This window comes from Sphingobacterium sp. 18053 (genome assembly GCF_902706145.1).
GTDB lineage: Bacteria > Bacteroidota > Bacteroidia > Sphingobacteriales > Sphingobacteriaceae > Sphingobacterium > Sphingobacterium paramultivorum.
On the sequence record NZ_CACSJW010000001.1, the window covers coordinates 43,804 to 58,200 of the forward strand.

The window sequence follows — 14,397 nt, forward strand, 5'->3', positions numbered from 1 at the left end:
ATAAAAAGGGTACTGCTAAATTTGTGCTATAAATAATAACAAAATGAAAACAGTCAATACGATTTATAGCAACGGGGAATTTGTAAGCCCGCACGGAATGGAAATTTATGACCTCATCAATCCGTCTACGAATCAAAAGATTGGTGAAGTCACTTTAGCAGATGTAACCGACACAAAAAATGCCATTGCAGCAGCAAAAGCTGCCTTCCGAACATTTTCAAAATCCACCGTTTCGGAACGTATCGGTTATTTAACAAAACTGAAAACTGCGATTGAAAAGAGAAGGCAGGATTTTATAGATGCGATGATTGAAGAGTACGGCGGAACACATCAATTTGTCACCATGAGCAACGCACATACCGGAGCCTGGTTTGACAGCATGATCGAAGTGCTTAACACCTTTGAATTTGAACGGACAATTAACGCCGCATCGGTGCGATTTCAGCCTGTCGGTGTTGTCGCGATTATTACGCCCTGGAATGCCAGTAACAGTTCGGTGGCCAGTAAAGTCGCTACCGCAATCGCAGCAGGATGTACCGTAGTCGTCAAACCCAGTGAAATGAGTGCTTTGCAGACGAATGTGCTCATGGAAGCTTTTCACGAAGCCGGTTTACCAAAAGGTGTTATCAATGTGGTAACAGGTCTCGGAAATGTAGTGGGCACGGAACTTACCGAGAATCCCGGAATTGCCAAAATTTCATTTACAGGTTCTACAGCCGTAGGAAAATCCATCGCTAAACGGGCGGTCGATACCATGAAACGCATTACGCTCGAACTGGGTGGAAAATCGCCGAATATTATACTGGATGATGCAGACCTCGATAAAGCAATTCCGATGGCCGTATACGGCGCTTATATGAACAGCGGGCAGGCCTGTATAGCGCCGACAAGACTCCTGGTGCCGCAACATAAGCTCGATCGGGTAAATGCCCTAGCAAAGGCCACTGCAGAAAGTCTGGTTGTCGGCCTGCCACAAAATGCCGATACCAACATCGGACCGATGGTGAGCGTGAAGCAGTTTGATAAAGTACAGCAGTATATAAAAACGGGAATTGAGGAAGGGGCAATCTTGTTGACCGGCGGATTGGGAAAACCTGAAGGCCTGGAGGAGGGTAATTTTGTGAAAGCCACCATTTTTACAAATGTCAGCAATGCGATGACCATTGCCCGGGAAGAAATTTTTGGTCCCGTTTTGTGTATTATTCCTTATCAAACCGAAGCGGAAGCCATAGAAATTGCCAATGATACGCCTTATGGACTAGCTGCCTACATCTCATCGGCGGATAGCGAAAGGGCAAAACGTGTGGCCGAAGAGATCGATGCTGGGCGGATCTGTATCAATGGATTCAGTCACGACCCATTGGTTCCGTTTGGCGGATTCAAGCAGTCGGGTATTGGACGGGAATATGGCGTATATGGTTTGCAACCTTACCTTGAAATCAAAGCCGTACTAAGCTAAATTTTTATACATTTGACAAAGCGTTGTCGTACGAACGGCGCTTTGTCTTGATCGATAGTCTTATGATAGAAAATTCGGATATTGTCTATTCCTGTTACCACCAGGTGAGCAGAAAAGGGGAAAATTTTGTGGCTCAGCATACGATTTCATATCAGCTGTCGGGAAGTTTTATGTTGTCCGACAATAAAGACAAGCATACTGCGCATCCGGGCGATTTTCATCTCATCAGAAAGAACCAGCTGGTGAAATTTGCAAAAATTCCGCCACCAAACGGCGCCTGTGAAAGTCTAAATATCTATTTGAGCGACGAAACGCTAAAGAATTTTGCGCATGAGTATCAGCTGAGATCCGAACATTCAACCGTAACGGAAGCGCTGGTTAAAATTGATGTCAATGCGGTTCTCGAAAATTTTATCGTGTCGCTGAAGGCCCTTCTTCAAAGTAATTTGAATAATAAATCACTCACCGACCTGAAAATCAAGGAACTTTTACTAATCCTCCTTCAGACGAAACCAGCGCTCAAAAATATCCTGTTTGATTTTTCTGAACCGCATAAAATAGACCTTGAGGCCTTTATGAATCAGAACTACAGGTATAACGTCAATTTAGAGCGTTTTGCCCGTCTAACAGGCAGGAGCCTTGCTACTTTCAAACGCGATTTTGAGAAAGTTTTTCAAACCTCGCCGCACCAGTGGATTCTGAAAAAAAGACTGGATGAGGCACATTATCTGCTAAAGGAAGAAAAGCGGTCTGCTTCGGATATCTTTGTTGATCTGGGCTTTGAAGATCTGTCGCATTTTTCCCATGCTTTTAAGAAACAGTTTGGCTACAGTCCGAAAAGCCTACCTAATACCGAAAAGCCTACCTAACATTTAGAGAACTAAGCGGCGTTCTGAACTTCTTTCTTTATTGATATACCCCTTAAATTGGCTCCGTCACTTGGTTTAATTTTGAAATACTCGATCAAGGATAGCAGTGATAAGACAGCAATTAACTGCAATGCCAAACTAAAATCCCGCATCTGATAAACCGTATCCTGATAATAACTGCTTGCCAGGTGTAGTGTCACTGCACCTAGGGCGATACCCATACCAAGTGCCATTTGTTGTGCCGTATTATACAGTGTATTTGCATTGCTCATCTGTTCGTTTGGCACGTCTGCGTAGGCCAGGGTATTTAGACTTGTAAATTGGAGCGAGCGTGTAAGGCCCGAGAAAAAGAATACAATCGCCACAAGCCAGATCGGCGTTTGTATGGAAAGCAGGGAAAGTCCGGCGGTTACCAGTGTTAAAATAATCCCGTTGCCGATTAGGACCTTGCGGAAATCATACCGCCGTGTTATCCACATGGCTACCGGTTTCATACTCATACTACCGAACATGTTGGCCATATAGAGGAGTCCGGCATGAAAGGGGCTCAGTCCAAAACCCAGCTGTAACATAAGGGGCAATATAAAAGGAGCAACATTGATCACCATACGGGTGATGGAGCCTGAATATACCGTAACCCGGAAGGTTTTTACGTTCAGAATACTATAATCAATCAACGGATACTTGATACGTTTGGAGTGCCAGATTGAAACGGCCATCAGCGCAAAGCTTGCCACAATGGTCGCAGCTGGCTTTGTATAATCGCCTTGGGCTGCGCCGATCATTTCAGTCCCCAACATAATGCCGGCAAGACCGATACCGCTGATAAAAAAACCGATAATATCAAGCGGACGGCTATTTTCGGAATCCATCGCTGGAATAAATTGATGCACGGCCCACAACGCAAATATGCCGACGGGTATATTGATAAAGAAAATCCAGTGCCAGCTAAAATAGGTTGTAAAAAATCCACCCAGCACTGGGCCGATAATAGGGCCTAACAATCCGGCCCAAGCAATATAACCGATCGCTTCGACTAGATCTCTCTTTTCGGTGTGCTTGAGCACAATGAGACGTCCCACCGGTACCATGAGGGCTCCGGCAGTACCCTGGCAAATACGCGCAATGACGAAAGATGTTAGGTTGGTACTCAGTCCACATGCGATCGAAGAAAGTATAAATCCGATAATCGCTATATTGAAAACCTTTTTTGCGCCGTAGCGGTCGGCAATCCAGCCGCTGATTGGAATAAATACAGCTAACATGACGGTGTAAGAGGTAATACCTGCACTGAGGTGTACAACATCACTCTCAAAATCATGTGCCATTTTGGGTAAGGCCGTCGATATCGCTGTGGTGTCGAGCATCTCCATAAGTAAAGTGCCACCAACAATGAGCGATATGATGCGCGATTCTTTCTTCATCTTGCTCTTCTTAAATCCCGAACGGGAAACATTTGCGACAAAAGTAAGCCTATCGTAAAAAAGAAAAGTCATTTAAAGGCAATTAAATGTCCAACATGTCCGCGTATGTGTTTTCCGAAGAACCGAAGAAAAGAATTTATAATATTAAGATTATTGAGCGGGAAGCCGTACCTTAAATGTGGTTCCGCCCGCTGAATTGCTCTCCACAGCGATATGTCCGTTATGCAGTTCTACAATTTCACGGCAGAGATAAAGGCCTATGCCAAATCCCGAAATTGTTCCGACCTTATCTTTTCCTGCCCTGTAAAATCGCTCGAAAATCTGATCCCGGTCTTCTTCGGCAATACCCATTCCTTGGTCGCTGACAAAAATTTCTATATCCTGATTTACCGTGGGCAAATAGCCAAATGTAATCTGGGTTCCTATCGGTGAATATTTGGCCGCATTTTCCACAAGATTTTGGACTACCTGCGAAATTTTATTCGGGTCAGCAGCAATGGACAAACTTTGCGTCAGGTCAGCGACAATCTGATGGGAGTTTATCCTCAATTTAAATTCATCTTCAAGTTCGGCAAATAATTCCTTCAGATCAAACACTTCTCTTTCTATCATCATTCTGCCGGAGTCGAATCGCGAGATGTTCAAGAATCCATTGATTAAGTTCTTCATATTGCGGACTTGTCGAAGGGATTTCATCGTAATGTCTTGATAGCTCGTGTTTGCTGTAAGGAATGCCTGACGCTGCATCAATTGAAGATAGGCGTTTATAGAGGTTAAGGGTGTCTTCAGTTCGTGGCTAACGATGCTTATGAAATCATTTTTCCGCTGTTCCTCAGCTTTTTGTTCGGTAATATCCCGTAAAGTACCGTTCAGACTTACTGCTTTTCCCTTGGCATCGTAAAATACTTTACCACGTGCCTGCACGAGTCTGCCGTTCGGGTACTGCGAATGGACAATACGGTATTCAATAAAGTAATTGCCGTCCGACTCTTCGCGAAGTGCATCAGTTATGGCAGCCATTACACGTTGCCGATCCTCTTCTATGATGGAAGAAATAGCGGCTGATAAATCCAATTGTTCCTTATCGGCTAAACCAAACCATGATTTTAACAGGGCATTTCCGGAGAACAGATTATTTTTGGGCTCATAATAGAACGTCGCAAGTTCTCCGGCATCAATAGCCATGGACAGCATGTGTTGATCTTTTTCACTTTTCCGCCGTTCAAGGACTTGGTCGGTAATATCTTCAAGGATAATCAGAATTCCAGTGACTTTGTTGTCAGTTGAAAAAATAGGTTGATAGATCGAGTTTACGATAGCCTCTCGCAGTCCGTCATTGTGACGTAGCAATATGGAGAGTTCATTGTTTGTTTTCCGTACGCCTTTTTCGAACGCTTCCCGGAGCCACTGGTTCATGGGCTGGCCTTGCAGTTCGGGCCTTGCGATTTCGTGGGGCCGGCCCTGCACATCCGCTAACCGATGATCCCAGATTTTTAATATTGTCGGATTGGCTATGTCAATAATAAGTTCCGGCCCCTTAAGCATCGCTATGCCAACCGGTGCTTGCTCAATAATTGTCCGCACTTGTTCACGGCTTTCTGCCAGAAGTTGTAAGGAACTGTTGAGCTCATCATTTGTAGCGGTCAATTCTTCGAGCGTTGCCGCCATTTCCTCCATAAGCCCTTGTTCCTTTTTTTCTTTTTCCTGTATCTGTTGCTGATGCCGCCTTCTTAAAGTAACATTGCGGGCGGTGTTTAAAATACACCAGGTTTTATTGTTTTGGTCTAATAGGGCTCTATATTCATAATCGAAATAGTCAGTCACCGGAACACCGTTTTTAACGAGTCTGGCTGGTGCCTCGGTAACGGAATAGGATTTGCCCGTACGCCAAACCTCTTGCAGAATAGCTAAGAACGGCTGGTCTTCCAGTTCGGGAATAGCACTGATCAGCGCTTTGCCAATAACGGATGCGTCTTTGCCCCAAAGGGAAAGCATGCCTTCATTGGCAAACTGAATGGTCATCTCTGTTCCAGTATAGATTGACGTCGGCTCTGGAGAACAGCTCAGTGCCTGTAAGATAAGGTCTTCGCCAAATGAGGCACTACCAAATTTTTTCTTGATGTCCATTAGACCAAAGATAAAGAATACATTCTATAGGGTAACACATTATCTTCCGCTTTGGGAAGTAAAGTCTTGAAGAAAGCCGAACCGTCTGCTTTCTTTATGAAAATCCTAGCGAAAAGTTGCTTAAGGCTTCGCATAAGGTAATCGTTCAATCCGGCTTGTGGTATGATAGCTGTCAAGACCGCTAGAGGTAACTGTCCCGGCTTCTTCGATATCGATATAACCATCCTCTTTTAAACAGTTATCGGGCACGAAAGCTGTTTTTATTTGGCCGATGATCAATGTTGTGCCGTTCAGCTCAATGGCTGTTTTCTGAACAAAGCTGCAGGCGAATTTTATTTTGCTTTCTTGGACAAAAGGGACAGGAATATTTTCCAGGTATTCAGGGCTTAGTCCGACCTGTTCAAATTCGCTAACACCTTTTGGATATTTTGCACTACATTGGTGTGCCTCATGTACAAATTCGGGTGAGACATGATTAATCGTATACCATTTCTGCTCCAGGATATTATCCAGGGTGCTGCTAAAATCTGTCGCCGGCCGAAGTATAATGCCACAGAGTGCCGGATCTGCGCCCAGGTGGAACAAACTGCTGAACGTGGCAAGGTTTTCATTTCCGTCCCTGTTTTTTGTACCGATCAATACCAGGCTTTTAAAGCCGCCCAGCGAGTTTATAAAATTAGCTCTGTATCTTCTTTCAAATGCAGCAATTGTGTTCTCATTATAAATCATCGTTTATGAATTCTTATTTTTAAGGTTTAGCTATTCTATTAATCATGCCCCTAAATATGAAGCCGTGAAAAGGCCATACGGCATACCAATAGAGCCTTCCGGCAAGGCCCAGGGGCCTAAAGGTCGCGGTCTGCAGCAGGATATTATCTTCGATTTTAAATTCTAGCCATGCATCTCCAGGAAGTTTCATTTCGGCATAGAGCAGTAATCTTTTCGTGGTTCTATCGGCGATCAGTACGCGCCAAAAATCAAGTGCATCACCTGCAGCCAGATCGCTTTTATTTTTTCGCCCTCTCCGCATACCCACTCCGCCGACCAATTGATCCATGAATCCACGGATTTTCCAGAGCCAGTTGCCATAATACCAACCAGAATTTCCTCCAATGGACCAGATTTTGGTCAATGATGCTTCACTATTGTGGAGGGGAACCGAGCGGACATCCTTAAAGCAACCATAACTGGGCACTTCCAGCAGCCTGCTGAGCCCGCCCGATAAAATGTGACTGGTCTGGGCATCTTTCCAGCTGGAAACCACATTGTCGCTTTCAATTTTTTGAAAAGCTAATTGGATGGATTTCCTGTAATTGATCAACGTAATACCGAGTTCGTCCGCTAGATTATTGGGTTTACAGATCACTTCTACTTTCATGCTATCGACCAGATTTTTGACCAGGTTATAGGACGTCGAGGTAACAAAATAGAGCCAGTAGGAGGAAAGCCGCGGCGTCATGAGCGGGATAACAAAGATTTGTCGCCTAAGTTTTCGTTCGGCAGCATATTGCAGCAGCATCTCTTTATAGCTAAGAATGTCTGGACCGCCAATATCATAGCTTTTGTTAAAGGTATGCGGGTTGGCGATAACACCGATCATAAATTCGATCACGTTGCGTATGGCGATAGGCTGACATTTCGTCTGCAACCATTTGGGCGTAATCATAACCGGAAGTTTTTCCACAAGATCCCGAATAATCTCGAAAGATGCGCTTCCCGAGCCCACGATGATACCGGCCCGCAAGGTGGTGATCGGAATCCGTCCGCTGGCCAGGATGTTTTCAACGTTTCTTCTCGAGTCGAGATGCTTCGATAAGTGATCCGAATTAATTATTCCACTCAGATAAATGATCTGTTGTGCGCTGGTTTTTTCCATAAAGTTCCGGAAGTTGGTCGCACATTGCGCTTCCATTTGCTGGAAATCACCTGACTGCGTCGCCATGGAATGGATCAGGAAATAAGCAATATCAATTTCAAGTGTAATTTCTTTCAGACTTTCTTTATCCAGGAAATCGACTTCAACAACTTGAACATGACCCGGAATTGCCGAGGTATCAAAACGATTCTTATCTCTTACACAACAAATAATTTCATGCCCCTGTTCTAACAACACAGGCAAAAGACGTTTTCCAATATACCCCGTCACTCCGGTCAATAGAATTTTCATAGCCTGATTTGTTAAGTTCAGCTGTTATTTACTGTATACAAATATACCAAAATGCAGCCTAATTTGTTTTTATTTGGTGTGTTTTTATTCTAATACAGCAAGGCGCACGCTATTGATCTTTTATTTCTTCAGTAAGCAAAACTTTAATTGCAACATCATGTGTACAGCGTTTTTGGCTCTGCCCTGGCTTCGGCCAGCTCCAGTGGGGGATAATAAAGGCGCACGAGAGCGTGCGCCTTACAGTTTATGAATGCAGTTTTTGACAAGCTGCTTTGGTGGAAACACTTAACTTCTGATTTCCCTTCGCATAAAAATGTAATAGGACCAGGCAAAACAGATCATCATGGCTGCACAGAGTCCACTGACCTGTGGCCAGACCATCAGAAAACTTTCCCGAAAGGAAAGCGGTGAGGGGATGGCACCGACCATCTGTTCCATGGAAATGGGACCTAAGCTGCGTACAGAGGGCATCAATAGGGTCGTGGTGGCATCGGTATAGAGCTGGCTCGGTGATAAGCGGAGCAGATTTAAGATGAGCTCATTATAGCCGATGTACTCCTGCTCCGAAATATAATTGGGGTTGGGCAAAAAGGGGCGTATTGCCAGATTGACCAGGATAGGAAAGAATACCGTAAAAAACAACCAGATGCCGATCGCGGTAAGTGCTGAGGTGGCCGGCTGGCGAAAGCGTATCGACAACAGGATGGAAAGGCTCAGCCAGAAGGCAACATAGAGCACACTGATCAAGGTAAAACCGAAGATACGCAGCAACTCCTGGGGTTCTATCCGGACACCTGTACCCAGGAGACCGCCGCCGATCATCAGCATGACCAGCGCAACAAATAATGTGCCCACCACGGCCAGTGGCGCCAGAAATTTGGCGAACAGCAGGTTGTCTCGGTAAATTGGCTGCGCCAGCAAACGGGTGAGTGTTCCGTTGTTGTATTCTGCATTGACGGCGTCAAAACCCAGGGCTATGCCTAGTAGTGGCGCTAGAAAGTTTAAAAAAACATGAAATGGCGGAATGGAATTATCCGTTGTGGTCAGTAGCTTGAGATAAAGAAATGACTGATCAGGATCGCGCATATTGCTGACAGCGTCTTTGAGCCCCATGGATGAAACATAGAGGGATGCGCCGAAAGTCAGTACGATGAGCAGGATCAGTATAATAAAACGCCAGCTGCGGATATGTGCCGCAATTTCTTTGCGGACCAACACCTGCATCGGAAAGGATGGCCGTTTATTGGTATCTTTTGAAGAAACCCTTGGATTTTTCATAGGCATTATCTGTAGTTATGCTGTTCTCAAAATATGTATTATAAATATCGTCGAGCTGGTAGTCGTTGCGGTTCACGGAAACGATATCAGCGCCATTGTTTACCAGCATGCGTACCGCTATTGCTGTCATATCGCTGTCTGTCTTTAGTTCGATCGTAAATCCGTTCACTTTAAGATTACGGAGTCCGGGCAGGGCCCTTAATGCTTCTTCAAACCGTTTGGGGTCGCCCTGGGCATGGTCAAGGGTAATGACGGTACTGATACCTTTCTGCTGCTGCAGGTTTTGGGCAAGGCTTTCGAGCGATCCTTCAACCAGTAATTTTCCGCCAACAAAAATACCCACCCGATCGCATACACGCTGCACCTGGTGGAGGTGGTGTGAAGAAAGCAGTACCGTTAGGTTATGCTCCCTGCTGAGCTGCTTGATGAGCTCAAGGAATTCGTCAACACCCTTGGGATCAATGCCCAGCGTAGGCTCATCAAGGATGGCAACCTCGGGAGCCTTGATCAGCACTTCGGCCAAGCCTAGACGTTGTTTCATACCGCGGGAAAAAGCGCCGGTTTTTTTATGCATTTCCTGTTCGAGCCCCACGATATGTAACATGTCTTTTGCAGAAGCTTGTGCATAGGATTCTGTGAGACCATTTAATCTGGCAATAAAGCTTAGGTTTTCCAGCGCTGTCATATCCGGGTAGAAACCTACATTGTCGGGCAGGTAGCCGACTTTTCGTTTCACGGCGATCGGATTGCGCGTGGCATTATGGCCACAGACATAGGCTGTGCCGGAAGTGGGTTCGGTCAGGCCCAGCATCATGAGGATGCTGGTTGTCTTGCCAGCACCATTGGGGCCGAGCAGGCCAAAGATTTCTCCGGGATAAATGTGCAGGTCCAACTGATCTACGGCGGTTACTTTGCCATAGCTTTTTGTCAGGCCTGTCAATTGAATGATAGGATCCTTCATCATGATAATCTTTTTGTAGCGCCCTTATCTGCGGCCGTATTTGCGGATGAGAAAATACACCAAACCAATGGCCAATACAATGACAAGCATACCGATCCACCCAGAAAGCAAAGAAGTTTTCACAATCATACGGAATGAAATGTCGGCGCTGCTGTTGGATGATTTGATCTCAAATTTGGAAGCATAGTCACCGGCAATAGTTTTGTCGGGAACTTTTAGGTTGACTTTGACGTCAATAGATTTACCTGCTTCGAGCTGTTTGATGTTCGACGGATCGAAGCTTGCCTCCCATCGGCTGGGTAATTGGGACGTCAGTTCCAAGGTATTGAGCGGCAGGGTGCCCGTGTTTTTGACTTTAAGTAGAATTTCTTTGCTGCTACCAGATACGACTTCGTCACTTAGCCGCCCACTGGGGGTGGTCAACTCAAGGGCATAGGAGCCTTTGATGACTGCTTCGAGCTCAAGCTTTAAGGTATCGGTTGAGGATATAGCCCGTATCGGAATTTTATATTTATCGGGCTTGGCCGTGATCGGACAGCTGATTTCAATGCTGATTTCCTGTGCCTTATTGGGCTGCATCTGAAGGGAAGTCACTTGCGAGCCTTCTACGCGGTAGCTAATCTGCCATCCATCGGGCAGCTGGGCATTCAGGTTGTAGTTAACCAATTGAGCGGATCCGTTGGTCAAGGTCGTCGTATAACGAAAAGGTTCGTTGCTGGGGGCCTCAATATTGATGAGCCTCGCTTCGAAACCGGATTTGAGGGGCTTCAAGGCTTGCCCCGATAGATAGAAACTGTTAGCCAGCACAATAAGTGCGATAAGAAATGGCCTGAAAGAAAAACGTCGGTCTGTGTTTGTAATTAGTAATTCTGTTAACATGATCCAATAACTAAAATTTATATTTAAATAGAATATTAGCTTTTAAAAAATGTCGGTTTGGGTATCAGCTACCTTTTTGAAAAACCGCACCCAAATTAAAAATCAATTTGATAAAAATCAAGATTGAAATAAAAAAAATGTGTTTAAATGGTCTATAGGCTGATAGCTTGTGTTGTATGCTAAAGTGCACTTCCGTCAGTCAAAGTTTACTGAGCGGAAGGTTTTCTTGATGATAATCTTGGTGTTCTCGGCCAACTCATCCAGTGTACAGTGGATGGATCGTAATTGTGTCCTCTGAATCGTAGCGTCGTTCAGGAGAAGATTAATGCGAAGACGTCTGCTGTCTGAGGCTTTAAGCTCACCGCGCAGTTCATCAAACAGTTCATGAATAATCTTTTCGCAGCTTTTTTGGTCAAAACTGGCGATAGTGATATAATGTCCGTGGCTGTACATCTGTAATTCAATATAGTAATTCGACGTTTTCATAATCTTAATATTAAAGACTGAAAAAATAGGTTAGCCTCCAAGGGAGGCTAACCATTAAATTTGCTATCTGGATCTTTAGGATATTTCGATCATCCGCGGTTCTTTCTGTTTGGCTTCTTCTTTTTTGGGTATTGTCAATCGGAGCATACCATTCTCATAGTGTGCCTGAATATTGTCCTGATCGACAACCTCCTTCTGAAGTTCAAAGCTGCGTTGGAAAGATTGGTAGCTGAACTCCCGGCGTGTGTAGTTGTCGTGATGTTCCTCGTTTTGTTCTTCTTTAGCCGAGGATATGGTCAATAGATTGCCGTCGAGTGTCACCTTAAAATCGCCTTTGGCCATGCCAGGTGCGGCGACCTCCACTTCGAAGCTTTCTGCGTTTTCCTTGATGTTGACCGCAGGAACGGTGGTACTTGTTGATGAGTAATTTTTGTTGTCCCAGTTTAAAAGCTCACGGTTAAAATTATCAAACATGGGCGAAAAAAGTGAAAAATTGTTCCAGTTTCTTTTTGCAAGTTTCATAGTAACCTCCTTTTAATGAAGTATAACAATAATTTAAATCTATCAGCCGGCCGACTGTATTAAAAATCTCACAAAAAAAGTACCGAGCTTAAAAAACTGAAATTTTTGCAGCAAAACTGTCAAATTTTACCTGATAAATTGACAGAAAAGATATACGCTCTGTACAACATACCGAAAATTTGGTGGAAGCTACCAACTTCTATGGCACATAAAGGCCATAGGGAAGGGACAAAGGAAATGAAGCGACTCGTTAATAACTAGGTTATTTTGACAAGGCCTCCAGCACTTTTAAATGCGATCTAAATGCTGTCCAGAAGCTCCGAAACTCGTTGTATTGTATTTTATATTCCTTGCAGGTCTGCTTCACAATCCTATTGAGCGCAGGATAATGAACATGGCTGATCTTTGGAAAAAGGTGATGTTCAACCTGAAAATTGAGACCGCCAAGCAACCAGGTAAGTACCTTGCTGCCCGTAGCAAAATTTGCGGTGGACTGAATCTGATGAATCATCCATTCTTCTTCGACCTTTGACTGGTCAATGGTTTTGAATTCGGTTTCTTCCACCACATGGGCCAGCTGGAATACTGTGGCCAGACTCATACCACACACCGTACCAGAAATCAGCAAACCGATAAGTGTGGGCAGCCACCCGACGAAAATGATCGGAATAATGATAAATAAGCTGAAGTGAATTAGCTTACTGACCCAAAAAATAATACGCTCTTTGATCGGAAAATGAAATTGCTCAGTTTTATGTCCCATGCGCCCACGGAAATATTTCTCATAATCCTGATAAAAGATCCACGCTAAATAGGAGATTCCATAGAGCAGCGGAAAATAAAAACGCTGATAGCGATGGTGTTTCCGAAGTTTCTGGTCGTGGTGTATACGCATAAACTTTACTTCGATATCGTGATCTTCGCCATCGATATTTGTATAGGTGTGGTGTGCAATATTATGTTTGAGCTTCCAAAAGTAGATATTGCCGCCCAGTAGATTGAGCGAGTAGGAGAGCACAGTGTTCAGGTTTTTATTGTCTGAAAAAGAATTGTGCCCAGCATCGTGCATAATGTTAAAACCAATCGCAGCGAGGTTAGCTCCGAAAATGATACATAATGCTATTGCAATACTCCAATGCAAAGGTGCAAATACCAGAAGGAGATACAATACCGCAAAGCTGATCAGGAGGATAGCGGCTTTCAGATAAATCTTACGATTCCCGGTTCTTGGCTGAAGTGAATTTTGAAAATAGTTATTGATTTTTTGTTTTAACGTTTTGGAGAACAATGTATTTACATTGCTGAATTTTACAGACTGGGACATTTGGATTTTTACTCGAGAAATATGCTTAATTTTTATTACGTTCGATCTTGAGCGATAGAACAATGTAAATATACGCTATAAAATTTGAAAGATCGCGGTAGTAAAGTTAAAGATTGTTAAAGGTCATTCTGCCATCCTTGATTTCCCATGGCCCGGAAGATATACCTTTTGAATTTTTGAAGCCTCCGAAAACAATATTATGACTCCCGATAAATTCCTTCAGACCCAATAAAATAGATACATATTGCCTCCGGTATTTATCCTAAGGTCGATGATCCAGGCTTTATTTTATAGACCTTCCCTTCTGGGAAGCAAAGGTTGTTGTGCGTCCCAGCTGCATAAAGCAATTAGCGGTGGATTTGATTAAACTATTTTAGGCTGCACGCTGTTCTCAGAATAACTGTACATACATGTGACAGGCAGGATTGAAAACAAAAAGAACACCATATGAATGGATTCAATAAAAATATGCTGGGCGGACTGATCGGTGCGCTTGTACTCAATGTCGTTCATAGCGCGGCTAAAAGGTTTGATAATCAAGCGCCTGAAGTCGATAAAGTAGGCGAGGAAGCAATGAAAAAAACAGTTCGTTTTGCCGGATTTAAACCGCCAAAAGGCAACGCGCTGGTGGCAGCAACTTTTGGCACAGACGTAGCTTCCAACGCCATGTTATATACCCTCATCAGCTACGGCGGTCAGAAAAATCTGCTGCTCAAAGGAGCACTGCTCGGAACAGTAGTAGGCCTGGCGACATTGACCATTCCTGAGCAGGCAGGTCTGGACGCTACGCCGATAAAAAAGACCGACCGTACCAAGTTGATGACCGTGGCCTGGTATGTGATCGGAGGATTGGCCGCAGGGATGGCCATGAAAGCATTGGGGAAGCGCAGGTTTCTTTAAA

At 44.3% G+C, this 14,397-nt stretch carries 13 protein-coding genes; 3 read left to right on the forward strand and 10 right to left on the reverse strand.

Annotation, left to right across the window (positions count from 1 at the left end; genetic code table 11):
- The first annotated feature begins 43 nt into the window (after positions 1-43).
- On the forward strand, positions 44-1,459 hold the full coding sequence (locus GVK91_RS00225; protein WP_159726323.1) for an aldehyde dehydrogenase family protein: 1,416 nt from the start codon (positions 44-46) through the stop codon (positions 1,457-1,459).
- A 62-nt stretch (positions 1,460-1,521) separates the two neighbouring features.
- Positions 1,522-2,328, forward strand: coding sequence for an AraC family transcriptional regulator (locus GVK91_RS00230; RefSeq protein ID WP_159726325.1), 807 nt, complete (start codon positions 1,522-1,524; stop codon positions 2,326-2,328).
- A gap of 11 nt (positions 2,329-2,339) precedes the next feature.
- Here the strand turns inward: GVK91_RS00230 and GVK91_RS00235 are convergent, their stop codons facing one another.
- From GVK91_RS00235 to GVK91_RS00280, 10 genes are all read right to left on the reverse strand, one after another.
- Positions 2,340-3,824, reverse strand: coding sequence for a DHA2 family efflux MFS transporter permease subunit (locus GVK91_RS00235; protein WP_200845509.1), 1,485 nt, complete (start codon positions 3,822-3,824; stop codon positions 2,340-2,342).
- A gap of 78 nt (positions 3,825-3,902) precedes the next feature.
- Positions 3,903-5,879 carry an ATP-binding protein gene (locus GVK91_RS00240; RefSeq protein ID WP_159726327.1) on the reverse strand — a complete coding sequence of 659 codons (1,977 nt, stop codon included), beginning with the start codon at positions 5,877-5,879 and terminating at the stop codon, positions 3,903-3,905.
- A gap of 120 nt (positions 5,880-5,999) precedes the next feature.
- Positions 6,000-6,608, reverse strand: a complete 609-nt coding sequence (locus tag GVK91_RS00245) for a flavin reductase family protein (RefSeq protein WP_159726329.1) — start codon at positions 6,606-6,608, stop codon at positions 6,000-6,002.
- Between the two features lie 19 nt (positions 6,609-6,627).
- Complete coding sequence (locus GVK91_RS00250) at positions 6,628-8,046, reverse strand: SDR family oxidoreductase (RefSeq protein ID WP_159726331.1); 1,419 nt, start codon at positions 8,044-8,046, stop codon at positions 6,628-6,630.
- Between the two features lie 285 nt (positions 8,047-8,331).
- Positions 8,332-9,324, reverse strand: a complete 993-nt coding sequence (locus GVK91_RS00255) for an ABC transporter permease (protein ID WP_159726333.1) — start codon at positions 9,322-9,324, stop codon at positions 8,332-8,334.
- Positions 9,287-10,288: an ABC transporter ATP-binding protein gene (locus GVK91_RS00260; RefSeq protein ID WP_235032730.1), complete on the reverse strand. Its 1,002-nt coding sequence runs from the start codon at positions 10,286-10,288 to the stop codon at positions 9,287-9,289. The genes GVK91_RS00255 and GVK91_RS00260 overlap by 38 nt, the downstream gene beginning before the upstream one ends.
- Positions 10,289-10,309: 21 nt before the next feature.
- Positions 10,310-11,164 carry an NEW3 domain-containing protein gene (locus GVK91_RS00265; protein ID WP_088161807.1) on the reverse strand — a complete coding sequence of 285 codons (855 nt, stop codon included), beginning with the start codon at positions 11,162-11,164 and terminating at the stop codon, positions 10,310-10,312.
- Between the two features lie 195 nt (positions 11,165-11,359).
- Positions 11,360-11,650, reverse strand: coding sequence for a hypothetical protein (locus tag GVK91_RS00270; RefSeq protein WP_159726335.1), 291 nt, complete (start codon positions 11,648-11,650; stop codon positions 11,360-11,362).
- A 75-nt stretch (positions 11,651-11,725) separates the two neighbouring features.
- On the reverse strand, positions 11,726-12,172 hold the full coding sequence (locus GVK91_RS00275) for an Hsp20/alpha crystallin family protein (RefSeq protein WP_159726337.1): 447 nt from the start codon (positions 12,170-12,172) through the stop codon (positions 11,726-11,728).
- Positions 12,173-12,434: 262 nt separating this feature from the next.
- A complete protein-coding gene (locus GVK91_RS00280) occupies positions 12,435-13,496 on the reverse strand; it encodes an acyl-CoA desaturase (RefSeq protein WP_159726339.1) in 1,062 nt (353 codons plus the stop codon).
- 447 nt (positions 13,497-13,943) lie between these two features.
- Here GVK91_RS00280 and GVK91_RS00285 point away from each other — a divergent pair, with 447 nt between their 5' ends.
- Positions 13,944-14,396, forward strand: coding sequence for a hypothetical protein (locus tag GVK91_RS00285; protein ID WP_159726341.1), 453 nt, complete (start codon positions 13,944-13,946; stop codon positions 14,394-14,396).
- Position 14,397 lies beyond the last annotated feature (1 nt).